Annotated in this window: 24 protein-coding genes and 2 pseudogenes; 13 read left to right on the top strand and 13 right to left on the bottom strand. The window is 69.2% G+C overall.

Annotated features, from left to right (window positions below; all coding sequences use genetic code 11):
* Positions 1–27: 27 nt before the first annotated feature.
* Positions 28–612, bottom strand: coding sequence for a DinB family protein (locus E0500_RS29690; RefSeq protein ID WP_131564080.1), 585 nt, complete (start codon positions 610–612; stop codon positions 28–30).
* 220 nt (positions 613–832) lie between these two features.
* On the opposite strand from E0500_RS29690, the gene E0500_RS44355 reads away from it, so the two are divergent.
* Together E0500_RS44355 and E0500_RS44360 are read left to right on the top strand one after the other, a co-directional pair.
* Positions 833–946 carry a hypothetical protein gene (locus E0500_RS44355; RefSeq protein ID WP_258573004.1) on the top strand — a complete coding sequence of 38 codons (114 nt, stop codon included), beginning with the start codon at positions 833–835 and terminating at the stop codon, positions 944–946.
* Between the two features lie 19 nt (positions 947–965).
* Entirely contained in the window at positions 966–1,082 is a 117-nt protein-coding gene (locus tag E0500_RS44360; RefSeq protein ID WP_258573590.1) for a hypothetical protein, read from the top strand.
* Positions 1,083–1,227: 145 nt separating this feature from the next.
* Here E0500_RS44360 and E0500_RS29700 read toward each other — a convergent pair whose 3' ends face one another.
* Positions 1,228–1,455 (bottom strand): hypothetical protein, encoded by a 228-nt coding sequence (locus tag E0500_RS29700; RefSeq protein WP_131564079.1) that lies wholly within the window; start codon positions 1,453–1,455, stop codon positions 1,228–1,230.
* A 248-nt stretch (positions 1,456–1,703) separates the two neighbouring features.
* On the opposite strand from E0500_RS29700, the gene E0500_RS29705 reads away from it, so the two are divergent.
* From E0500_RS29705 to E0500_RS29720, 4 genes and pseudogenes are all read left to right on the top strand, one after another.
* Positions 1,704–2,453, top strand: a complete 750-nt coding sequence (locus E0500_RS29705; protein ID WP_131564078.1) for a hypothetical protein — start codon at positions 1,704–1,706, stop codon at positions 2,451–2,453.
* 609 nt (positions 2,454–3,062) lie between these two features.
* Positions 3,063–3,362, top strand: a pseudogene (locus E0500_RS44365) (transposase); the annotation flags it as partial.
* 39 nt (positions 3,363–3,401) lie between these two features.
* Complete coding sequence (locus E0500_RS29715) at positions 3,402–3,797, top strand: GNAT family N-acetyltransferase (RefSeq protein ID WP_131564077.1); 396 nt, start codon at positions 3,402–3,404, stop codon at positions 3,795–3,797.
* Between the two features lie 214 nt (positions 3,798–4,011).
* Complete coding sequence (locus tag E0500_RS29720; RefSeq protein ID WP_399120080.1) at positions 4,012–4,155, top strand: hypothetical protein; 144 nt, start codon at positions 4,012–4,014, stop codon at positions 4,153–4,155.
* 220 nt (positions 4,156–4,375) lie between these two features.
* On the opposite strand, the gene E0500_RS29725 is transcribed toward E0500_RS29720, so the two are convergent.
* Both E0500_RS29725 and E0500_RS29730 read right to left on the bottom strand, forming a co-directional pair.
* Positions 4,376–5,269, bottom strand: a complete 894-nt coding sequence (locus tag E0500_RS29725) for an oxygenase MpaB family protein (protein WP_309505185.1) — start codon at positions 5,267–5,269, stop codon at positions 4,376–4,378.
* 24 nt (positions 5,270–5,293) lie between these two features.
* Complete coding sequence (locus E0500_RS29730; protein WP_181587190.1) at positions 5,294–6,238, bottom strand: 4-hydroxybenzoate octaprenyltransferase; 945 nt, start codon at positions 6,236–6,238, stop codon at positions 5,294–5,296.
* Positions 6,239–7,202: 964 nt separating this feature from the next.
* Between E0500_RS29730 and E0500_RS29735 the strand changes: the two genes are divergently transcribed.
* On the top strand, positions 7,203–7,391 hold the full coding sequence (locus tag E0500_RS29735) for a hypothetical protein (protein ID WP_131564074.1): 189 nt from the start codon (positions 7,203–7,205) through the stop codon (positions 7,389–7,391).
* Between the two features lie 421 nt (positions 7,392–7,812).
* Here E0500_RS29735 and E0500_RS29740 read toward each other — a convergent pair whose 3' ends face one another.
* The 3 genes from E0500_RS29740 to E0500_RS29750 form a co-directional block, all read right to left on the bottom strand.
* Positions 7,813–8,715, bottom strand: a complete 903-nt coding sequence (locus E0500_RS29740; protein ID WP_131564073.1) for a TIGR03619 family F420-dependent LLM class oxidoreductase — start codon at positions 8,713–8,715, stop codon at positions 7,813–7,815.
* Positions 8,716–9,233: 518 nt separating this feature from the next.
* On the bottom strand, positions 9,234–9,557 hold the full coding sequence (locus E0500_RS29745) for a hypothetical protein (RefSeq protein ID WP_165935018.1): 324 nt from the start codon (positions 9,555–9,557) through the stop codon (positions 9,234–9,236).
* A gap of 465 nt (positions 9,558–10,022) precedes the next feature.
* A complete protein-coding gene (locus tag E0500_RS29750; RefSeq protein ID WP_131564072.1) occupies positions 10,023–10,718 on the bottom strand; it encodes a TetR/AcrR family transcriptional regulator in 696 nt (231 codons plus the stop codon).
* 104 nt (positions 10,719–10,822) lie between these two features.
* Between E0500_RS29750 and E0500_RS29755 the strand changes: the two genes are divergently transcribed.
* Entirely contained in the window at positions 10,823–12,199 is a 1,377-nt protein-coding gene (locus tag E0500_RS29755) for a serine hydrolase (RefSeq protein WP_131564071.1), read from the top strand.
* Between the two features lie 360 nt (positions 12,200–12,559).
* On the opposite strand, the gene E0500_RS29760 is transcribed toward E0500_RS29755, so the two are convergent.
* From E0500_RS29760 to E0500_RS29775, 4 genes are all read right to left on the bottom strand, one after another.
* Positions 12,560–13,483 (bottom strand): NADP-dependent oxidoreductase, encoded by a 924-nt coding sequence (locus E0500_RS29760; protein ID WP_131564069.1) that lies wholly within the window; start codon positions 13,481–13,483, stop codon positions 12,560–12,562.
* A gap of 111 nt (positions 13,484–13,594) precedes the next feature.
* Entirely contained in the window at positions 13,595–13,996 is a 402-nt protein-coding gene (locus tag E0500_RS29765) for a nuclear transport factor 2 family protein (RefSeq protein WP_131564068.1), read from the bottom strand.
* 134 nt (positions 13,997–14,130) lie between these two features.
* On the bottom strand, positions 14,131–15,420 hold the full coding sequence (locus tag E0500_RS29770) for an FAD-dependent oxidoreductase (protein ID WP_131564067.1): 1,290 nt from the start codon (positions 15,418–15,420) through the stop codon (positions 14,131–14,133).
* Complete coding sequence (locus E0500_RS29775) at positions 15,417–16,808, bottom strand: MFS transporter (RefSeq protein WP_131564066.1); 1,392 nt, start codon at positions 16,806–16,808, stop codon at positions 15,417–15,419. The genes E0500_RS29770 and E0500_RS29775 overlap by 4 nt, the downstream gene beginning before the upstream one ends.
* Before the next feature lie 148 nt (positions 16,809–16,956).
* On the opposite strand from E0500_RS29775, the gene E0500_RS29780 reads away from it, so the two are divergent.
* From E0500_RS29780 to E0500_RS29800, 4 genes and pseudogenes are all read left to right on the top strand, one after another.
* A complete protein-coding gene (locus E0500_RS29780; protein ID WP_131564065.1) occupies positions 16,957–18,147 on the top strand; it encodes a sugar diacid recognition domain-containing protein in 1,191 nt (396 codons plus the stop codon).
* Between the two features lie 108 nt (positions 18,148–18,255).
* Complete coding sequence (locus tag E0500_RS29785) at positions 18,256–18,690, top strand: hypothetical protein (protein ID WP_131564064.1); 435 nt, start codon at positions 18,256–18,258, stop codon at positions 18,688–18,690.
* 292 nt (positions 18,691–18,982) lie between these two features.
* Positions 18,983–19,183 (top strand): annotated as a pseudogene (locus tag E0500_RS29795) (ATP-binding cassette domain-containing protein); the annotation flags it as partial.
* Positions 19,184–19,407: 224 nt separating this feature from the next.
* The gene (locus E0500_RS29800; protein ID WP_131564063.1) at positions 19,408–21,150 is read left to right on the top strand and encodes a pyruvate dehydrogenase; all 1,743 of its coding nucleotides are present in this window, start codon (positions 19,408–19,410) and stop codon (positions 21,148–21,150) included.
* A gap of 24 nt (positions 21,151–21,174) precedes the next feature.
* Here E0500_RS29800 and E0500_RS44375 read toward each other — a convergent pair whose 3' ends face one another.
* Both E0500_RS44375 and E0500_RS29805 read right to left on the bottom strand, forming a co-directional pair.
* Positions 21,175–21,297, bottom strand: coding sequence for a glycosyl hydrolase-related protein (locus tag E0500_RS44375; protein ID WP_258573006.1), 123 nt, complete (start codon positions 21,295–21,297; stop codon positions 21,175–21,177).
* Positions 21,298–21,361: 64 nt separating this feature from the next.
* Positions 21,362–21,766, bottom strand: a complete 405-nt coding sequence (locus E0500_RS29805; protein ID WP_131564062.1) for a MerR family transcriptional regulator — start codon at positions 21,764–21,766, stop codon at positions 21,362–21,364.
* Positions 21,767–21,842: 76 nt separating this feature from the next.
* On the opposite strand from E0500_RS29805, the gene E0500_RS29810 reads away from it, so the two are divergent.
* Positions 21,843–22,613, top strand: a complete 771-nt coding sequence (locus tag E0500_RS29810; protein WP_131564061.1) for a methyltransferase domain-containing protein — start codon at positions 21,843–21,845, stop codon at positions 22,611–22,613.
* The last annotated feature ends 195 nt before the right edge of the window (positions 22,614–22,808 follow it).

Here is a 22,808-nt window from a genome sequence, read left to right on the forward strand (position 1 = left end):
CATCAAGCGCACCTGCCTCAGTGACTCTTAAGTCTTGATTGGTGCGGCCGACTTGGCGGCCTGCTCGATCTTCGCGCAGCAGGCTGCACGGGCTTCCTCGTCGATTTGCTTCTCGTATTCGGCGCGCAACCCGGTCCGGCCGTCGAGGCCCTCGCGCAGGATATCGGCGTGCCCGGCATGCCGGATGGACTCGCCGAGGACATGGACCATGATGGCGAACAGGTTCGTGTCGGCATAAGGCTCCGGCCACCACGGCACGTGGCCGGGGGCGTCGAGGGGAAGCTCGTTGATCGTCGCGTCCGAGTGTTCCCACGCGCGCTGGTAGAACCCGATGATCTGATCGCGGGTCTCGTCCTCGGTCGCCCACAGATCGCTGCCGTTGGAGTCCTGCCACCGGGGCAGCGGTTCCGGGGAAGGGCGGTCGAAGACCTCGCCGAAGTACCTGGCCTCGACAGTGGCCACGTGTTTGACCAGGCCGAGGAGATTGGTCCCGGTCGCTGTCAAAGGTCGGCGGGCGTCGTATTCGGACAAGCCGTCGAGTTTCCAGAGCAGCGCCTTGCGGTCCCGCCGCAGTCTCCCGTGCAGGTTGTCCTTCGCGAATTCATCGATCATGCGGCATGAGCCTGCCATGGGCTGCTCGTGGTCTCAAGATCCCGTACGTGGTCCGCAACGACTGGCAGAGCCGAGGGCCTGGCCATGGTCGCCGCCCTGACCTGCTACAAGAAGCTCGCGAAACTTGCCACGTGAGACAACCTCTTAGACATGCGGGCGATCAGGAGACGCTACGGGGAGATGGGGCACCGGCCACTTCGACAACGACACGGCGGCAGACTTGTCCCACACACTGGACGAGGCCGCTGAAGCCGAGCGAGAGAGCATCCTGCGCCACGCCCTCCTCCACACGATCAACACCCAGAGCTTACCTGGACAGCGACATCGCGGCTGAGGCCGTTGCGGCCGCTTCCCTGGTCGCCGCCCAATGCCCGGGAGGAGAGCCCCTCACTGCAGCCTACGGCCCCAAGTATCCCTTGCTGCAGCTCTCACTCAATCTCCGAGATCTTGCGATCCGGGCACTTGACTGAGCGGCCACCAAGCCATCCGAACTGATGGAGCTTTGGGACGAGGCAGACCGCACCGGCCCCTGGCGAGCGGGAATTCACCAACTGCGCGGCACGTTCACCCACGCTGATCATCAGGGCCCTGCGTGATCGCCCCACAGGACCTGAGTCAAATCCGCTTCACGTGAACAAAGCAAATGTCTACTCCGTCGACCTCGAGCACGCCGTCGCTTACTCGTTCAATGCCGTTCTGCTCATCGAACGCAAGCACTATTGCTTCCGTCAGGAAGCGGTGGAAGCTGCCAACGACCTCCTCGGTGGCCTGATCAGCCAATACCTCCTCCGCCGCAGCCGGCGTGCCGCTGGAACTCGCCCGGCTCACCGCAGACGAGGACATCCACCGCGACACCGCGAGGACCCTCAGTTCCTACCACCGGCAAGTGCACGGCAACTACGACCGGCACCGTGACCGTTTCGCTTGGCTATGTCAACTACCCCGCCTGCCTGCCGGGGGATCAGTAAACCGGTATTCGCCCCGCCTAAAGGCGATATTGTCTGGGAACTGACGGGGGAGGGGTCATGGCAGGTGCGTCCGAGGACGATTCCACCAGCAGGCTATGGGCATGGCTCGGAGGAATCGCGTCCGTGGTGGCGATCCTGGGCTGGTTAGGTGTGAGCAACGCGCAGGAGATGAAAGAGCTGTTGGCTGAGTCGTCCCCACCTAGTTCCAGCTCAGTCCCACGTGGGTCTTCGGGGACTACCTATACCCCCGACGACCCCGAGGCCGGTGATGCGGACAGCAGCGGTCCGGATTCAGACGACGACTTCGGCGGCAGCTCAGACGAGCCCGACTCCGAGGCATCGTCACCCACTCCGGATCCCACCGAAGACTCATTCAAGGCTGTTTCGGTTGGCGACTGCCTGGCGGTCTACGACACCGGCCTTCGGGGCACCAGCATCGACTGGAGCGCCGATGTTCCGCCTGACCCAGTGTCCTGCGACAGCAAGGGAGCGGGCCTTGTGCAAGTCACAAGCACCGCTGGCAGCACCTGTCCCAGCGGTGCGGGGAAGGCGTCCTGGGCGTACACGTCTGCCGTCTCGGGTGAGACTTCAAAGCTCTGTGTCACGCGCATTTACCATAGGTACTACTGCGTGCTCGGCAAGCAGGTCGGCGACGATACCCGGCTGGGATCGATGACGGCTGTGGACTGCAGGGCGCAGCAGATTCCCGCCGCATACAACCGGATCATCCACATCACCGGCGTCTATCAGGCCCCGCCAGGCGCCGGCCCCCGCAATTGTGTGCAGGGGGCGTACGACCAGAGGCAATATCTGGCCTGGTTGGTGGATGACGGCAAGACGCTGCTCTGCGCGACGATCTTTCAGGGCAACTGACCGTCAGCGAAGGGCGAAGACGTCAGGTCGGGCCTGAGGAACGCGCGGGTCGAAACGTGCACGCGGGCCCTGGCCATGATGCCCAAGACGTCCTTGACGACGGGGTCGCTGCCAGATTGAGGCTGATCCTTTGGAGTGGACACCCTGACAACGGATCTTGAAGGTTCAGGAAGGGATGTCCAGGTGGGACGCCAGTCTCCGTACCCGGGGGAGTTTTGGAGGGATGCTGTTGCGTTGTCCCAATCCCGCCCCGAAAATCTATCGCGACGCCAAGACCGTCGAGAAGATCATCAACGAGTTCCCCATGCCGATGAGGGGCGAACTCCAGTTCTGGATTGCGGCATTGAAGGGTAAGAGGAGGCGAGAGTACCCTCCGCGACCCGACCCGCGGCATCACTCTGCCTGGCGTGCTCTCCCTGCCGGCGTCGGCGCAGGACATTCGCTGAGCAGGTGCCCGGGCTCGCCCGCCCGTTCGGTCGGCGGACTGAGCGGCTGCGGTCGACGTTGGTTTCGGTCGGCCTCGCGCTCGCGGGTCGGGCCGGAGCCGGGATGCCTGATGCCTTCGGGGCACCGGTTAGCCGGCCGTCCTGGCCAACTTCCCCGAACTCCCCCGAATTGACAATGCTGGCCGAGCACGTGCGTTCCTTCGCCCACATGCTCACCCACCTGCAAGGCGACCACCTGCCTGCATGGATCGAAGCAACCACGGCCACCACCGAACTGCCCAGTCTCCGCCGGTTCGCCCAGCACCTCGAACGCGGCCTCGTCACCGTCGTCGCCGGCCTCTCACACCCGTGGAACTCCGGCGTCGTTGAGGGCCACGTCAACAGGATCAAGATGCTCAAACGCCAGATGTTCGGCCGCGCTGGATTCGAATTCCTCCACAAGCGAGTCCTCCTCGCTCCATAATCCAATCGCTGGACTTGGCACGGACATTATGATCGAGAAGTGACGATCAAGTACGAGTGGCGGGGCGATTTCGACAACGCCGCCCTCAACGCGCTACACGCTGACGGCTTCGGTCACCCGGTCGCTCGGACTGACTGGCGGGAACGGCTTGAGCGCCACAGTCTCGGCTGGGTCTGCGCATGGGAGGACGGCTCTCTGATCGGCTTCGTCAACGTTGTCTGGGACGGTGGAGTTCACGCCTTCATCCTGGACACGGTGGTCGCACAGCATCGCCAGGCAAGAGGTGTTGGAGCCGCGCTGGTCGCAGCCGCGGCCCACGAAGCCCGTACCGCGAAGTGCGAATGGCTCCACGTCGACTTCGATGAGGACCTGCGTTCGTTCTATGTCGATGCCTGCGGCTTCAAGGAGACGGCAGCCGGTCTGATTGCTCTGTAACACCTGGGCCAAGCTCTGGGGCAGGTGCGCAGGATCAGAAACGGTATCAACCAGCCCTTGCCAGACCTCTGCCCCAATCTCAGTCGTCACCGGGTGTGACTGCATCACACAAGTTGGACCAGAGCCCCACAGTCACTTACGTAGCCACCCTGGCGACGCTTGTGCGGCTGACGAAGCTGCGCTGCGCTGGCGCATCGGGCACGACTCCCGGGAGGTGAAACAGACCCTGGGGCTGGTGCACTTCGAGGGCCGCACCGTCAACGGCTGGCACTACCACGTCACCCTTGTCCGCGTCGCCCACGCCTGCTGCAGCCTGCAACGGCTGGCCCATCACCCAAAAGACCCGGCGCGCGTCTGAGTTTCTACCAGGCCGTCCGCGATCTGCAGACACTCCTCGCCACCTGGGACGGCGCCTGCCCCACCTGCCGCCGTGACATACCCACCCCCATGTGAACCTGACCAAGCACTACTAAGGGGCGGGGGTGGAAGCCCGACCGTGCCCGGTCATGAAACCCGGTGAGCCGCTGGTTCCCCTCCACCGAAGCGTGCTGCTGCCGGACGCCTCGAAGATCTCGCCGTCATCCCTGCCGCGCCCCCGCCAGCCGCTCCCGTGCGGCGGCCTGGATCCGGGAGGGCCCGAGCCCCCACTGGAGGGTGCGTCCGACGGCCGTCGCCAGGGGCCGGTCCCAGCCGGTGCGGATGGAGGCCGGGCGGTGGATGCCGAGTTCGGTGCGGGCCCAGTCGGGGAGGAGTCCGACCGAGGCGTTCGTGAGCAGGCCTACGACCAGTCGCTCCTGTCGTGTGCGTCCGAAGCGGCGGAGGAACAGCACCGAGTCCAACGCGGCTGGAGTGGCGTGGAGTTGGGGGCGGACGCGGGCCAGGTAGCGCTCGGCTTCGAGGGACGTGCGCGGTACGTTCCGTGCGCCCAACGCCTCGGCCACGGGGGCGGATTGGCGGTAGTAGGCGTCGCACTCGGCGGGGGTCAGTCGGAGCGGCCGGGGTGCGTAGGTCTGGTGGCCGGCGAGGAAGCTGCGTACCTCGGCGGTGTGCACCCAGGTGAGCAGGTCGGGGTCGTCCGCGCGGTACGGCCGGCCGTCGGGGGCGGTGCCGTGCACCTGGGTGTGGATCCGCCGGACGAGGTCGATCACCTCGTGGGCGGCGGCCGAGGAGCCGAAGGTGGTCGTGGTGATGAACCGTACGGTTCCGTTCAGCCGCCCGACCGGATCGGCGCGGAAGTCGGAGTGCTGGTCGACCCCCGCCATGGCCAGCGGATGCAGCGACTGGAGCATGAGCGCGGCGAACCCGCCGGTGAGCATCCCGGTGGGCTGCCCGTGCACTCGCCACACCGGGTCCCCAGGCGCGATCCCGAACAGCCCGGGATCACCGGGCGGCCCCGCGTACCGCTCCAGCTTGAGATCCCCGCCGTGCATGGTCGCCGTGAGTTCCGCCGCGATCCGTTCCCGCAGTCCCACCAGCACCTCCAGGATCCGTGTCCCTCAGCCGAGGGTATCGACCCGCCCGGCGAGCACGGCCACGAGGATGAGTAGTCCGCACAGAGGATTGGTGCCGAACGCCCGACCGCAGGCTCCGACATCCGCAGGGTCGGCCCGCCATACCTGCCATCCCAACTGCCCCGCGACCACGCACAGGCCGGGCCAGTACAGCGGCCCGAGTCCGGCCACGACCCCGAACCAGGCGAGCAGTACCACACACCCCGCGTACACGCCGCCCACCAGCACCCGGCTACGGCGCCCCAGCAGCACGGCGGCCGACCGCACCCCGGCCCGCACATCGGCCTCCCGGTCCTGGCAGGCGTAGATCACGTCCGTCCCCACGGCCCAGCAGATCAGCGCCCCGTACAGCACGCCGCCCCCGAGCCCGAGCCCTCCGGTGAGCAGGCCGTACACCAGCGGCACCGTCCAGTTGATGGTGATCCCCAGCCACACATGCGGCCAGTGGGTGACCCGCTTCATATACGGATACACCGCCGCGAGGGGCGCCCCGGCCGCCGCCCACACCACGGCCTCCACACTCCAGATCCCCATCACCAGCGGAGCGACGGCCCCCACCACGACACACAGCACCAGTGCCCGCCCGGCCGCCAGCCGCCCGGAGGCGACGGGCCGCCCCGCCGTACGCGGCACCTGCGCGTCGAACCGCGCGTCCAGCACATCGTTGAGCCCGCAGGCCGCCCCTCTCGACAGCACCCCGTACACCAGGAGCAGCAGCCCGAGCAGGCCCCCGTCCCCGGGCCCGGCGATCGCTCCCAGGGCGATCCATCCGGGCACCACCAGCAGCCAGGCCCCCACCGGCCGGTCCAGCCGCAGCAACTCCAGATACGGCCGCACCCCGGCGGGGGCCAGCCCCACCAAACGGGCGGCACCGCCTTGGGCCGGGACTTGAGCCGGGACTTGGGCCGGGGCTTGTGAGGCGACGGTCATACCGATTCATGTCCCTTTCCAAGGGGATTGCATGCCGGTCGGTCAACCTAGCCCCGGCCAGGGCGAGTTCCCCGTCATTCCACGGAGATCCCTGGAAACGATGGTCTTATGGGCAAGGGAAAAGGTCTATAAGTGCAGGCCGGGCGGTGGCCGCGATTAGTTCCGCGGTCGTCGCGACCCGTGCGAACTCCGTCGTGCAGGGACACGGCCGACGTCCGCGCCAGTTCGGCGGCGGTGAGGGTGCCAGCCGTTCGGGCCGGTCACCGCGTCGTGGACGCCGAGCATGCGCCGTATCCGTACCAGGCCGAGTGTCGCGTCGACGGTGGAAGAGGACCTTGTCGTCCTGGAAGACCCGTAGCCGCTCGCCGGGCGGGTTGTTTGAGGCGGTGTTGTCCCGATGGGAGCTTCGGTGCATTGCGGTGGTGGAGCACTCGCAGCACACCGGGCTGCGCTTCGGCTTGGTGGGTGTCGATGGCGGTGATGCGGCCGCGGCTGCATAGTCGACACCCAGGGCTGCCCGGACAGCTGGTTCGTGGTGTCGGTGCCCCGAGGTGTGTCCTACGAGTCGGCGAAGGTGGCGAAGTGAGGCCCGTGCGGCCTGAGTAGGTGCAGGCGTACGGGGTGGCAGGGGCGCACGCGGGGTGGGCGCCCCTGCCGCACTTCACAAGTGCACGCGGCTCGGCTTACGGGGGCGCGCCGGACTGCCGGCGATTGACTGGGTACAAGCGTGTTGTGGCGCATACGAGTGAGGCTGGCGTCGGCGCGGGGCCCTCATCGGTACGGCCGCCGGGCTCTACCCGGCGGCGCGCGGCCCGGCTGCCCCCTACGGAGGCGCTGAGCTCCGTGTGACGGATGGTTCCCGGCTTGTTCCAGGCCGGACCGGGGCACGAGCGGGAAAGGCGGTATACGGCCGACTCGCTCGTCCGGTGGGCGACCCGAGCCCGCCGTAGGCAGCTGAGGCTGGGTGGATAGGTTTGTCCGAGCCGTCCACGGCCACGCCCGGCAGCGCAATCAGCCCTCCACCACAACCAGGGAGGCCCGCCCCGCCCTGGCGCTCGCCACCGAGTTCACCTTCCAGGAACGGCCCAAGATCCCCGAGCAGGTCCAGCGTTCCCAGTCTGGGAACCAGCCCGGCGCGAACGCCGACGGCTGAACTGTCGCAGCGAAGGCTGAGCGTTGTCACCGAAGGTTGGTGACTGCTCGGTTCCCGTTACATGCGTACGGCGATCCCGGACACAACCGCCTCCGTGGTGGCACTCGATTCCTCACAATCGCGGTTCTCGTCGATGCCCAGCCAGGTGGCTGACATCGTCACGAAGCTGGGTTGATGCTCAAAGGGAGCTCGAATGAGATCGCGGCTGCGCGGCGGTCGTCCGGCCCCGACCGCCCGAGCCGACCGCTGGGGTCATGAGCCCGAATGTCCGGCTCACGGCCATTCCCAGCGGTCGGCCCCGGGCGGTGGGCGACCAGAGGCGGCCGGCCCGGCTGTGGTGACCCGCCTTTCCGCGGCCCGCGGCGTGCGGATGTCTGAGCACACGGGTCGGCGGGCGCCCTCACCCCAGCCGGAACTGCGGTCAGCCCTTCGCTGCCAGTTCGATCACCTCGGCGGCGAAGGCGATGGCTCCGTCGACGCTGTGGACGGCGTACATCGAGTCGATCATGAAGTGGTCGATCCCGGTGCGCTCATGGACCGCCTTGAGAGCATCCGCGACCTGCTGTGAGGAGGTGTCCGGGTCGATGTTGACCCGCAGGACCGCGTCGATCGCGGACGGATCCCGGTCGGCCTCCCGGGCCAACCGGTCGATGACCGCCCGCTGGGCCACCAGACCGTCGATGTCCAGGTAGCTCGGCACCACGCACAACGGCAGCCAACCGTCTCCGCGTTCGGCCACTCGCCGCAGCGCCTGCTCGGACAGTGCGCCCAGGTAGAACGGTGGGCGTGGGCGCCGTGCCGGCTTGAGCGGAGAGTGGTGCAAAGGCACCGAAATCAACTCACCCTGGTATGCGGCCGGGTCGGTGGTCCAGATAGCTTCCAGAGCGTCGAGCAGTTCGTTCAGCCTGGCCCCACGGCGAGTGAAGTCCTCGCCCGCGGCCTCGTACTCCTCGGGCGACCAGCCGATGCCGAACCCGGGCAGCAGACGGCCACCGCTTATCAGGTCGATGCTGGTCAGTGACCTGGCCAGCTGGACCGGCGGATACAAGGGGGCAATGAGTACGTGGGCGCCAAGGAGAACGCGCTCGGTGGCACTTGCGGCGATGCCCAGGAGCACGAACGGGTCGGCGGCCGGGTTCAGTTCGGCCGGGATGGTGTTGCCCTGCCCGCCATAACCGACCTTCGGGTTGACAGCGGCGAGGTTACGGTCGCCAACCCACAGACTGGCGGCCCCCGCATTCTCGACCTTCCGGGCGAACTCGGCGGTCCGGGCGATGCCCAAGGCCTGCCGATGGAACTGCGGGAGCGCGAAACCGATCTTCATGGATATTCCTTCACAAGTGGGGGGCGAGTTCGCTGTAGCACGGATGTGCGCCATTATCGCGAACGCCTTGTCACCGTCCGGCCGTTGGTGGCCCGCGAGTCCTCCGGTTGCGCAGAATCGTGACCCGCATCGCTCAAACTTCAATGAGAACGCTCAACCTTCGCTGCAACAGATCAACGACCACGCGGCGGCCCTACGACCCACTGACCCCGCTCCGCGCATTCCGTCACCTCGGGAGTCGCATTTCGTCAGTTGGCCGATGCTGGCCGGGACTTTCCCCGCTCGTGCGGGGGAGCGTCGATCCGGGCACCGCGCCGTGATCACGGGCAGCGGACCATCCCCGCACCCGCGGGGATGGTCCCAACGACTTCGTCGTCCGGCAGATCGCCCGTGAGGTGGGCCGCCAGTTGCGCGAGGGCACCGACGCCGAACGCCTTCACCACCGGATCACCGCCCGGTTCGCCAAGGTGATGATCTCGGAGATCCGCGATCCGGGCCGGTGGCTGCTGGGTGTGGCGCTACCGCGCTGGGGCTGCGGCTTCCACGACTGCGAGGCCGGTGTGCTGTGGTCGACCGGCCGGGACTGCGGGGTGTGTGCCGAGGTCGTCCAGGACAAGGCCGCCGCCCGGCAGCATGCCCGGCGTATCGAGCAGGGCCTGTGCCCCCAGCACGGCACCCGCACCGGCCCAGCCGGACGCTGCGCCGACTGCTTGCTGGACGATCCGATCCGCAACCCGGCCCCGGTCCCGGCGCAGCGCCAGTCGGAAGGCCTGCCGCGCGGCTCCTGCGGTGACTGCGGCGCCCGGATCGTCATCGTCGGAGCCGTGCCGCGCAGCGGTCACGTGCAGCCGACCTTGCGGTTCATGCGTGCCTCCCGGCCCGGGTCTGGAGGGCCGCGGCGATGGGGGTGTCCAGATGCCGCCGCAGGGTGCGGGTGCGGAAGTCCGAGGGCACACAGGTGTAGAGCGAGGTGGTGCCGGCATGCTCGTGGCCGACCTGCTCCTGGATTATCTTGAGTTCGCCTGCTCGGCAGGCTGTTGACCTGTGTGTTTGCGTCGCGGTGGTTGTCCGTGCCGTAGCGGGTGGGGTCACTGGGGATCCTTACGGCACGGGCCGATCGTTGCCGACCTGGGATTGCCCATGCCTGCTGTCCCGTACCGGTCTGAGCGCTCCACCGAGCACGGAGTCACGTGCGCTGCTCGGGGGCATACCGATGTCCCGTTCTGTCTCACCTCGCCCTGCTCGTGCGTCGAGGCAAACCAGAAAGGGGTCGTGGGCTGGTCGGGCGGGTGTTGTCCGGGCGCAGGTCACTCGCGCCGGCTGGCGCCGTCGGCGATGAGGCGGGCATCGAAGCCGTCGAGGAGGGACTGAAGGCCGAACGCGAAGGTGTTGTCGGGCGCTGCGGCGTACTCCGTGGCGGCTGTGGTGCCGAGGCGTTCGCGCAGGCGCGGGAATTGCGTGGCGGTCTCGGTGGCGCGTGTCATGGTGTCGGCCATCAGTTGCTCGGCATCTGCGCCCTTCTTGCTCAGCCGGCGGTTGAGCGAGACCTGAGCGGCAGGGCCGAGCGCGCTGCCGAGCACGTAGGTGAACACGGCGGCGGCCGCCCGGTCCGCGTCGGCGGCAGCGAAGCCCGCCTTTTCATAGATGCCGAGGCTGAGGTCGTTGTGCCGGGCCTGGCCGGGTCCGTGCAGGAGGTGGCTGCCGAATGCCTGGACGAGCCACGGGTGCCGGGTGAGCATCGCGTGCATGCCGGAGGCATGAGCGGTGGCGGCCGCGCGCCAGTCGGTGGCGTCGAGATCAGGCGGCTCGACCTCGGACCAGATCGCGTCACTGGCGAGTCGGACCAGGTCGTCCTTGGTCTTGATGTGCCAGTAAACGGCCGTGGCGGCCGAGCCGAGCCGTTTCGCCAGGCTCCGCATGTTGAGGCCGTCCAATCCCTCGTCGTCGAGCAGCTCGATGGCCGCACGGACGATCCGGTCTGCGGTCAGGGTGTCTCGCGGCATGGCCACCACAATACTTGAACTTAGTTAAGTCAGGTCTTGCACTTAGTACGAGTGGCCTCCTACGCTCTATCTCGTACTTAGTTCAAGTGCCCGAAGGGGGAGCCATGTCGCAGGAGAAGCTGTCGGAGTTCGTCAAGGCGCAGGCCACGGAGCTCGGCGTTCCCGGTGTCGCCGTCGGGGTGCTCCTGGACGGCCAGGAGATCTACGCCTCGCACGGCGTGACGAGCGTCAGCAACCCGCTGCCGGTCGATGAGAAGACGCTGTTCCCTCTGGCGTCGGTATCCAAGACCTTCACGGCGACCGCGCTGATGCGCCTGGTCGCCGAGGGGAAGGTGGACCTGGACGCGCCGGTGCGGCGCTACGTGCCCGAGCTGAAGCTCGCTGACGAGCAGGCCGCGGCGCAGATCACCGTCCTGAACCTGCTCAACCACACCGCGGGCCTGGACTGGAACCTGATCGACGACGGCGAGGGCGACCGCTCCCTGGCCGGGCTCGTGGCGAAGCTGCCCGGGCTGCCGCTGATCGCACTGCCCGGGGCCCGCGCCTCGTACAGCCAGGCCGGTTACAACCTGGCCGGGCGGATCATCGAGAAGGTCACGGGCCTGCCCTTCGAGCAGGCCACGGCCTCGCTCGTCCTGGAGCCGGTGGGCCTGGCGGACACCGTGTACGGCCTGGCGGAGGTGATGGTCCGCAAGTTCGCGGTGGGCTACAACCGCGGCGACGACGGCGAACTGCGCCCCGCCCGGCCCTGGGCAGCGTTCAAGGAGGGCGCGCGCTGTGACAACCCTGGCGGCGGCCTCGCCTCCTCGGTGAGCGATCTGCTGCGCTGGGCACGGTTCCAACTCGGCGACGGCGAGGGCGTGCTGCCCGCCGCGGAGCTGCACCGTATGCGGGAGCAGACGGTCGGGCTGCGCGCCAGCACGCTCGGCGACGGCTTTGGCATTTGCTGGTTCCTGCACGACCTGGACGGCCTGCACGGGATCGGCCACGGCGGCTCGGGAAACGGCCAGTTCGCCGAGCTGCTCATCGTGCCCGAGCGCAACTTCGCGGTGGTCTCGCTGGCCAACGTCGGCCCGGACGGCTACCCCTTCAACCAGTCCGTCGTGCGGTGGGCGCTTGAGCACTACCTCGGCGTCGTCGAGAAGACGGCGGAGCCGGTCCCGTACGACGAGGGACGAGCCCGGCAGGTCGTCGGCCGCTACGAGATCGACGCCATGAACCTCGACATCGCCACCGACGGCACCGGGCTCACCCTCGCGGTCGGCATCAAGCCGGAGATCCGCGAGGCATCGGACGAGGAAATGCCCCCGGACTACCAGGCCGCGGACATCGGCTTCCTTCCCGGCGACGGCAACGAGTACATCGTCACTGAAGGCGGCCTCAAGGGGCAGCGCGGCTACTTCTCCCGCGACGTCAACGGCGCGGTCACAGGCGTCGACCTCGCCGGCCGCCTCTTCAACCGGGTCGCGGAAGCATCCTGATCCAACGCCGGCAGGGGCGGTCTCAAGCGGCCGCCCCTGCCGGCACCCCGAACCGACGACAGTCGGCTCACGGACACGACCTGGCCGATGCTCAGTCGCCGGCGCACGAACCGTTTGGCCGGCTCGCGTAGCCACGGCTGGAGGCGTCGGTAGGCGGCGAGGCAAAGAGCCAGATCTCGCTGACGGTCGGGAAGCAGGCGATGGTGTGCCTGAGTCGCTTGAGCGGGACCTCGCCGGCGACCGCGACGGTCGCCAAGTGCAGCCCGGATGACGAACCGGGCATAGCGGCGCAAGCGCGGCGCGGGCTTCGGGCCGTGAAGGCGGCCCGGGGGGCCAGGCGTCCGCGCGCTCTGCCGCCGGTTATCCGCCGTCCATGATCCGGATGATGGTCTTGCCACGGGCGTGGCGGCCGGGGACGAACGCGGCGGGTGCCTCGGCCAGCGCCCTGACCTCGCCGACGATCGGCTTGAGCCGTCCGTCCCTGAGCCGCTGGACCAGGTCCGCGAGCCGGGCACGGTCGGGCTCGACGACGAAGAAGACGGCCCGGCCGTCCCGCGGACGGACCTCGGGCGGCGAGGCGATGGTGACCAGCGTGCCCCCGGCCCGCACCAGTGGGGCCGAGCGCTCCTGGACCTCGCCGCCGATCACGTCGAGGACCAGATCGACCTCCCCGACGCCCTCCAGCCGATCGGCCTGCAGATCCACGAAGGCGTCCACACCCAGCCCGACAGCGGTGTCCCGGTCGCCGGCCCGGCCCGTGCCGATCACCCGCGCCCCCGCCTCACGCGCGAGCTGCACCGCGATCGACCCCACACCGCCCGCGACCCCGTGGACCAGGACGGTCTGCCCCGCGGTAAGCCGGCCGTGGTCGAACAGGGCCTGCCAGGCGGTCAGCCCCGAGATCGGCAGTGCGGCGGCCGCCGTGTGGTCGACGTCCGCCGGAAGCGGAGCCAGATTGCGAGCCTCCACCGCGGTGTACTCGGCCAGCGAGCCGTCCCGGGTCCAGTCGGCCAGCCCGAACACCCGCTGGCCCACCGAGAGACCGGTGGTGCCGTACCCGAGTTCGGCAACGACGCCCGACAGCTCGTGTCCAGGCACGCTCGGCGTCCGGTCGCGCCCGGCGCGATCTGTCCACGTTCCCGGCCAGGCGAGTTCCCCCGGGGTGAACCCAGCGGCATGCACGCGCACGATGACGTCGTTCTCGGCGAGGTGGGGGTAGGGCACCTCCGTCAGCGACATTCCCTCGACACCGGCGGCGCGGTCCCGAACGACGACGGCCTGCATGCCAGGTCCTCTCTCCAGTGGTGATTCAGGCTTCGCCCCCTTCGAGCGATCGGAAACAGGCTGCCACGAACTCCCGCAGCCCGCCTGCTGCCGATCGAAGCCGGCCCTGCGTCAGGCCTGGATCTTCCGGCCCGGCATCGGCTCCGCGAGTGCTGTCCGCCACGCGGGCGCACCGAAGGCGTCCGCGAAGTACTGCGTCTCGTGCGCCACTTGCCCGTCGGCGAACTCCATGACGCTCACCGAGTAGGTGGGCACGCCGTCGTAGCTGATGACGCACTCGCTCACCCACAGAGCCCCGCCGCCGACGATCCGCCGCACCGTGAAATGCCGGTCGGCGGGGTGCCCGCCACGCTGCGCCGCGATCGCCGCGCGCCCCCGGAAGCGTTCGCCCGACTGCGGGTAGTCGAGGATCGCGTCCGGGGCGTAGACGGCGTGCTCGGCCTCGGTGTCCCCGCGCTCGGACGCCCGCCAGTGCTCCTCGATCGCGGCCCTGGTCCGGATGTCGGCGTCCATCGCGTAGTTCCTCCAGACGGGGCGAGGCGATCGGGAGGTCAGCGTAGACCGCCGCACCCGGTGCGCACGGTGGCGGCGGACCGGCGATTCGGGACGTCACACCCCGTCGGCCGACAACGGACGCGAGCCGTCGGTCAGCGCGGGACGCCACGTGCCCGCCGGGCGACCCGCCGGGGGGCGAAGCGGGCGGCCAGCGTCGCGTCCGCCGTCCCCGTCACGAGACCGGCGATCAGCCGCCCGGTGGCGGGGGCCAGCATGAGGCCGAGCATGTTGTGCCCCGTCGCGACGAAGACACCCGGCCGCCCCGGGACCGGGCCGATCAGGGGCAGCCCGTCGGGTGTCATGGGGCGCGGGCCCATCCACTCCTGCTCCCGCCGCTCCCAGTCCGCGCCGGGCAGATACGGACGGGCGGCACGGGCGATGGCGTCGACCCGGCGCTGCCGGAACCGGTCCGGGTCCCGGTCGAACTCCATGGTCCCGGCGACCCGCACCCCCTTGCCGAGCGGGGTGAGCACGGCCTTGGCCGAGCCCAGGTGGACCAGGCGCGCCGGCGGTTCGTCGGCCGGGACCGCGAAGCTGTACCCCTTGCCCGCCACCAGGTCGACGTCCACGCCGAGTCCGCGCAGATGCTCACGCGACCACACCCCGGCGGCGATGACGACGACATCGGCGCCGTACGTCCCCGCGCTGGTCCGCACCTCGGTCCCGCCCCCGGCCCGGTGTACGGCGGTGACGCGGGCGCCCTCGACCAGGGTGGCCCCGTCGGCGCGCAGCCGCCGCGCGAGGGAGTCGACGAAGCGCGTGGGGTCGAGCGACCACTGGTGTTCGACGACGAAACCGGCTCGGGCGGCGGGCCCGAGCGCGGGTTCGAGGTCGGCCAGGGCGCGCGTGGTGAGCGGTGGTCCGGCGGTGACGGGAGCCCCCAGCCTGCGGAACGCGGCGAGCCCGTGCTCGGCCTCCTCGTACGACGGGTAGGCGAACAGGAAACCGTTCTTGGCGGCCTCGCCGTGCACGCCGAGGGCTTCCAGTTCCTCGAAGAGGGCAAAGGTGCCCTCGGCGAGCGCGGCGAGGGACGCGGCGCCCGCGGTGTAGTGGCGGGTGGTGCTGTGCAGCCCGAGGCGGGCCAGGAAACCCCACAGCCGCGCGCTCGGCACCGGGTTGATCCACAGCGGGCTCGCGGGACGGAGCATTCCGGCGACGGCCTTGACTGCGAGTCCCGGGGAGCCGAGCGGTTCCACGATGTCGGGGCAGACCTCACCGGCGTTGCCCCGGGAGGCCCCGCTGCCGAGCCGGTCCCGCTCCAGGACGGTGACCTGGAGCCCGGCCCGGACGAGCGCGTGGGCGCAGGCCAGGCCGATCACTCCACCGCCGACGACGAGCGCGGTCGAGGGGCGGGACGGCGACAGGGGGGACGTGACGCTCACGAGGGCTCCTTCACCGGGGCGTCGGGGCTGGTCGTGCCGGAATCCGGGGTGGTGGCGGACGGGTCGGCCGGCGCCCGGTCCGAACTGGTCTCGGCGAGGCTCCTGCCGCTGGTCTCGGGCGCGAGCCGGAACGAGACGAACCAGCCGACGCCGCAGATGAGGGCGCCGAGGAACATGGCGAGCCGGGTGCTGTGGCCGAGGACGACCGGGGCGCCCCAGGTGCCGATCGCGGCGCCGATACGGCTCGCACCCGTGGCGAAGCCGTTGGCGGTGGCCCGGATCGAGGTCGGGAACAGCTCGGACGGATAGATCGCCTGGAGGCACTGGCTGGAGAAGGAGGCGAGGCCGAAGAGGGCGAAGAGGACGAGGACCGCGGCGGGGGAGGGATCGGCGAGGAGCGAGAGCACCAGCAGGGGCACCGCCGCGAGCGCGAAGCTCCACAACAGCAGCGGCCTGCGGCCCCGGTTGATGAAGAGGATCCCGGACAGGGAGCCGAGTACGAAGAAGATCTGGAGCGCGACGGAGCCCAGATAGGCGCTGTCACCGTGGTCAAGGCCGAGGGAGGCGAGGATGGTCGGCTCGTAGGTGGTGATCGCGTAGATGGGCAGGAGCTGGCAAGCCCAGAAGACACCGATGAACAGGGTCCTGCGCCCGTACTCGCCGCGGAAGATGTCCGTGTACCTGCGGGCGCCCCCGGTGTCGGCCTCGGCCTCCAGGTCGTGCAGGTCGGCGTCCGGTCCCAGCATGTGGCGGACCACCTGGCGGGCCTCGTCGGTGCGGCCCTTGCTCATCAGCCAGCGGGGGGACTCGGGGGTGCCGAAGCGCAACAGCAGGATCAGGGCCGCGGGGACGGCGCTGCTGGCGAGCATCCAGCGCCAGTCGTCATGGCCGGAGGTCATCATCAGCCAGCCGACGACGTACGCCGCCGCCGCGCCCACCGACCACATGGTCACCATGACGACGAGCAGCGGACCGCGCGACCTGCGGGGCGCGAACTCGGAGGCGATGGTGCCCGCGATGGCGAAGTCGGCGCCGATCGCGATGCCCATCGCGAACCGCAGCACGGTCAGGGTCCACGGGTCCGACACGAAGAACTGGCCGACCGACAGGAGGATGAACGCGGCGATGTCGGCGAGATAGACCTTCTGCCGTCCGACCTTGTCCGTGACGTAGCCGAAGACGAGGCCGCCGACGAACATGCCGATGAGCGACGCGGACCCGATCAGCCCCGACATGGCTCCGCCGAGGTCGAAGTCGCTGATGACCAGCGGCAGCGCGACGCCGATGATGCTGAGGATGTATCCGTCGCAGAACTCGCCGCCGCCCGCGTAGAGCGTGACGAGCCAGTGTGTTCGGTTGGGGCGTGAGTTCTCCAGTGATGCGGGCATGCCGTCTCCTGGGGCAGAAGCGGTGAGCGGGACCGGGGTGCGGGGTCCCCCGTTGCTGGACGAAGGTAGAGAGCGGCCGTCGGCCCGTCACCGTACGAAGCGTACGAACCCTGTTCCCTCCCGCGTCTCCTGGTTGTACCTTCCGCACATGCGCCGTCAGGACCCGCCGCCGTCCGTCCTCACTCCCGAGCTGGCCCAGGAGATCGCCTGCGACATCGGGCGGATCACCGGCTTCAACGTGCTCATCACCGACCGCTCGGCAGTGGTCATCGGATGCGGTGACCGCGAGCGCCTGGGCACCGTCCACGAGGCGTCTTACGACGTGCTGCGCACCCGTAAGTCGGCCACGCACACGGCCCGCCAGGCACGGGAGTTCACCGGGGTGCGGCCCGGTATGAGCCTGCCGATCATCGTGGGCGCGCAGGCCGTCGGCACGGTGTGCCTGACCGGCGAGCCCGACGAGGTACGACGCTTCGGACTCGTCGTGCGGCGCCAGACCGAGATCCTGCTCACCGAGGCGCAGTTGCTGCGCTCCCGGATGCTGCACGAGCGGGCCGTCGACGACCATCTGCGGGACATCGCGCTGTACGACCCGGAGGCCGTGGACGCCGACACGGTCGAGGGGCGCGCCCGGGAACTGGGCCTCGATCCCTCCGTTCCGCGCACGGCCGTGCTGCTCGATGTGCCGCTGGGCTCCGGCGACGCCGTCACGGTCTCGCGGATGTCGCTGCTGCGTACGGTGCGGGAGGTCTTCCCGGGCGGGCAGGACGTGGCCGGGGAACTCACGGCGGGCCGTTACCTCGTGCTGCGCGCGGCGGACGGCCGGCGCGCTCGGCTCGCCGCCCGCTGCGAGGTGCTGGTCGAACTCGTCGGCGAACGCCACGGGCTGGTGGCCCGCGTGGCGCTGGCCGAGCCCGGGTCGGGTGTCGCCGGGATGCACGCCTCGTACCAGGACGCGGCGGCCACCCTGCGGATCGGGCCCTTGCTCGAGCCGGGCTCCCGGGTCTTCGCCGCGCACGACCTGCGCGTCCCGCACATGGTCGCGTCGGCGGTCCGCCACGACCGGACCCGCTACGCCGACGCGCTGCTGGGGGAGTTGCGGTCCCGCCCCGACTGGACCGACCTGCGGGCGACGCTGATGGCGTGGCCGGAGTGCGGTTTCCACCTCGTCCGCACGGCCGACCGCCTACAGATCCACCGCAACACCCTCGTCCACCGCCTGGCCCGCCTCACGGAACTGTCGGGCCAGGACATCCGCCACCCGAAGACGGCGATGGCGCTGTACCTGGCGTGTTTGGCGGATCTGCTGACGCCGGGGGCTGTGTCGGGGATGCGGTGAGGGGAGGTTTCGGTCGATGCGCGTGCGCCGCTTCAACTGACGTTCGGCTTGACCCTCGGCTTGGAATTCGATTGCCGACGACTCCCGGTCTGCGCTGATACTGCGGTCATGAGCAGAATTGCCCAGGTCATCGTATTGGCGCCGTACGCGGACGAGGTGATGGATCCGCTGACCCGGCCGGATCCCGCGCGCAGTTGGCAGGGTTGCTTCGAGTCGCTAGGCATGTTCGTGGGCGGGTGGCTCATCGAGTTCGATCGGATGCGCCCGCGGGAGGGGTTGATGCGGTACCTGGAGTCCCTGGCGTGGCCGGATCCGACGAGCGTGCAGGTGCTGATCCATGACGAGGATGACGACTGCTTCGGGCTGTGGATGATGCGGGCCGGCGTGCTGACCGAGGTGCAACTCCCCGGCCACAGGCGCCTGTACCCTCCGGCACCGGCGACGGATGAGTTCCCGCCCGACCCGGGCCGGCTGTGCCGGACCGAGACGGCCGAGCCTTCCGCCTATTCGACGGAACGCCGCGATCACCGCCCCGCCTGGTAGGGCTGCCGGTATACGGCGGTCGGCAGGTCGCCCGGTCCTCCAAGCCGTGCGCGGCCGGCCAAGTTGCGGGCCCGCTCCGAGCCGCCCATTCTCGATGTAACGCGCGTGACCCCAGCGAGAGTTGGGGATTCCATGCCCCCATCCCGGCATGCTCCCCGAACTCGGCGACCTCCTCGACGGCTGCGCCTTCGCCGTGAGATGCGACCGGGCCACCGACGTCTGCACCGCACTGCCACCGGTGGCCGACGGGACCGCCTGCCACCATCCCCACACCCGTCGCGAGGACGCCAACTTGCAGGGCACCCGCAAGACCACCGGTCCCGCATCGCGCGCCGTTGAACTGTGCAACATCACCGCCGGATACGACCGTCGCGCCCCCGTGCTGCGCAACGTCTCCCTGACCGTCGCACCGAGCGAGTCCCTCGGCCTTCTTGGCCCCAGCGGCTGCGGCAAATCCACCCTCGCCCGCGTCGTGGCCCTCCTCCACCGCCCCCTCGGCGATGAGCGGATGAGGCCCGCGGTTGCTGGGCCCGAGCGGGGCGCCGGCACCGGTCGCCGGCCCGGCCCCCCGCGACCGGCCGGGGCCGCCTGGGGCCGGCCCCGGCCGGGCGAAGGTGGCGCAACTGCGAGTGTCGGCGTCTGGAAGGCGTAACCGCGCGCGCCGTGGGTTGATGGATGCGGAGTCCGGAAGCCGAAGCGCGGAAAGGGTACGCACTCATGGCCAAGCAGAACGTGTCGGAGCAGTTCGTCGACATCCTCGCGCGGGCGGGGGTCAAACGTGTGTACGGCGTCGTCGGTGACAGCCTCAACCCGGTCGTCGACGCCATCCGCCGCAATGCGGCGATCGACTGGATCCAGGTCAGGCACGAGGAGACCGCCGCGTTCGCCGCCGGAGCAGAGGCCCAGGTCACCGGCTCGCTGGCGGCCTGCGCAGGATCCTGCGGGCCCGGCAACCTGCACCTCATCAACGGCCTCTACGACGCCCACCGCTCCATGGCACCCGTTCTCGCGCTCGCCTCGCACATTCCTTCGAGCGAGATCGGTCTCGGCTACTTCCAGGAGACCCATCCGGAGCTGCTCTTCCAGGAGTGCAGCCATTACAACGAGATGATCTCCAACCCGCGGCAGATGCCTCGGCTGCTCCAGACGGCCATTCAGCACGCGATCGGACAGGGCGGCGTCAGTGTCGTCTCGATGCCGGGTGACATCGCATCGCAGCCGGCCCCGGAGAAGTCGATCGAACACGCCCTGGTCACCTCGCGGCCGACGGTACGTCCAGGTGATGATGAGATCGACAAGCTCTGCCGGATGGTCGACGAGGCGAAACGTGTGACCTTGTTCTGCGGCAGCGGCACGGCGGGGGCCCACGCCGAGGTGATGGAGTTCGCCGAGCGGGTGAAATCCCCGGTCGGACACGCGTTGCGCGGCAAGGAATGGATCCAGTACGACAACCCGTACGACGTCGGCATGAGCGGACTGCTCGGCTACGGCGCCGCCTACGAGGCGACCCACGAGTGCGATCTCCTCATCCTGCTCGGCACCGACTTCCCGTACAACGCCTTCCTGCCCACCGATGTGAAGATCGTCCAGGTCGATGTGCGCCCCGAGCACCTCGGCCGCCGCTCCAAGCTCGATCTCGCGGTCTGGGGCGATGTGCGCGAGACGCTTCGCTGTCTGACCCCCCGGGTCAAGGCCAAGGCCGACCGCAAGTTCCTCGACCGGATGCTGAAGAAGCATGCCGACGCGCTGGAGGGCGTGGTCAAGGCCTACACCCGCAATGTCGAGAAGCACATCCCGATCCACCCGGAGTACGTCGCAGCGGTGCTGGACGAGCTGGCGGACGACGACGCCGTCTTCACCGTCGACACAGGTATGTGCAATGTGTGGGCCGCCCGCTACCTCTCGCCCAACGGCAGACGCCGCGTCATCGGTTCGTTCAGCCACGGCTCGATGGCCAACGCGCTGCCGCAGGCCGTCGGCGCCCAGTTCATCGACCGGAACCGGCAGGTCGTGTCGATGTCCGGCGACGGCGGATTCAGCATGCTGATGGGTGACTTCCTCACCCTGGTGCAGTACGACCTGCCGGTGAAGGTCGTACTGTTCAACAACTCCTCACTCGGCATGGTGGAGCTGGAGATGCTGGTCGCCGGCCTGCCGTCGTTCGGCACGACCAACAAGAACCCGGACTTCGCGGCGATCGCGCGGGCCGCCGGGGCGTACGGCGTACGGGTGGAGAAGCCCAAGCAGCTTGAAAGCGCCCTCAAGGACGCCTTCAAGAACAAGGGCCCGGCCCTCGTCGACGTCGTCACCGACCCCAACGCGCTCTCCATCCCGCCGAAGATCAGCGCGGAGATGGTGACCGGCTTCGCGCTCTCCGCCAGCAAGATCGTGCTGGACGGCGGAGTCGGCCGGATGGTCCAGATGGCCCGCTCCAACCTGCGGAACGTGCCCCGCCCCTGAACCGGTCCCGGGCGGGACGTCCGCTCATGCCGGGGTCAGTCGCACGGTCAGGATCTGGAACGGCCGCAGCGTCAGCACGAGACCGCGCCCGTCGGCCGCCACCTCGCGCAGGGGCCGCTCCAGCAGGTCGGTGAGCTGCGCCCGCACGACGGGAAGCCGGCCCGGCGGCGGCCGGTTCCGTCGGGCCGGCCCGGTGCCGGGTGGGTTTGTGTCAGACGGGGATGTGGACAGCAGCGTCCGTGCCGATACGGTCTGCCACCATCTGGTGGAAATGGGCGCACTGGGTGAAGTCCTCGTGGTCGCAGCCGAGGGCGCATTCGATGAGTTCGAGGGATGTCTGCGCGGCCGTGATGCGGGAGCGAAGCGCCTGGGCCTCGTCGCGCAGAATGTCCCTGCGCGTGGCGGGATCGGTGGTCGCGGCCAGGGAACGAATGGTGTCGAGGGGGAGTCCTGCCTCCTTGGCGCGCATGATGACGGCGACGCGTGTGAGGTCGGCGTTCCCGTAGCGGCGGCGGCCTGCGGCGTCGCGGGCGGGCGTGAGCAGCCCCATCGCTTCCCAGTGACGCAGGACGTGCGTGGCCAGACCGAATCGTTCGGCGAGGGCGCCGATGGTCATCGACCGGCGCTCCTCGTCAACGGGCATCCTGTGCTCGCTTGACTTCATGCTGACATTAAGTCGCAGCCTGGTCCTCATGACCAAGAAAACGGATCAGACACAGCAGTCGACGGACGACCTCATCGCGCTGCTCGACGCCGCCGACCGGCTGCCGGGTGCCAATGAACTGCGCTCGCTGTCCTACGACCTGCTCGGCGCCGACTCCGGGAAGTCCGTAGTGGATGTGGGCTGCGGCGCTGGACGGGCCGTGGCGGAACTGGCCAACCGGGGCATGAAGGCTGTCGGTGTAGACCCGAGCGAGCGGATGATTGCGGTCGCCCGCGCCCGATGGCCCGAGTCGGACTTCCACAACGCGGGGGCGTACGAACTGCCGTTGGCCGACTCCTCGATGGACGGCTACCGGGCCGACAAGGTGTTCCATGAACTGGGCGAGCCGGAGCTTGCACTGGCAGAAGCGCGCAGGGTTCTCGTGCCCGGTGGACGGGTCGTTCTGGTGGGCCAGGACTGGGACACGTTCGTCATCGACTCCGATGATGCGGCCCTCACTCGCAGGATCGTCCACGCTCGCGCGGACCTGACCGCTGGCCCGCGCGCCGCCCGCCGGTACCGAAACCTGCTCCTGGACGCGAGCTTTGGCGAGGTGACGGTCGATGTGCATACCGGTGTGTTCACCGGACCGGCGATGTTGCCATTGCTCACCGGGCTGGCCGAAGGAGCCTGCTCCACCGGCGCCATTACACGTGAGCAAACGGAAAGCTGGATTGCTGAGCAACGTGCGCGGGCGGAGGCCGACCGGCTCTTCCTGGCACTGCCGATGTTCGTGGCCGCAGCGAGGGCGCTGCGATAGTGCGGCGATCACCTGATCAAGCTAGAGCCCGAGTCCCCTGCGCCCAGGTCGCGCATCAGCAGACGCCCAGGGGGTTGCCTGCGCAAGCTCACCGAGACCCTGCGACCGACTGCCTTCTTCGCCAGCCGGCAAACCGGACGGTTGCCCCTACCTCATAGAAGTCCGGCAGGCGGGCCTCTGGGTTCTGGCAGAGGC

Source organism: Streptomyces sp. KM273126, from assembly GCF_004337435.2.
Classification (GTDB): domain Bacteria; phylum Actinomycetota; class Actinomycetes; order Streptomycetales; family Streptomycetaceae; genus Streptomyces; species Streptomyces acidicola.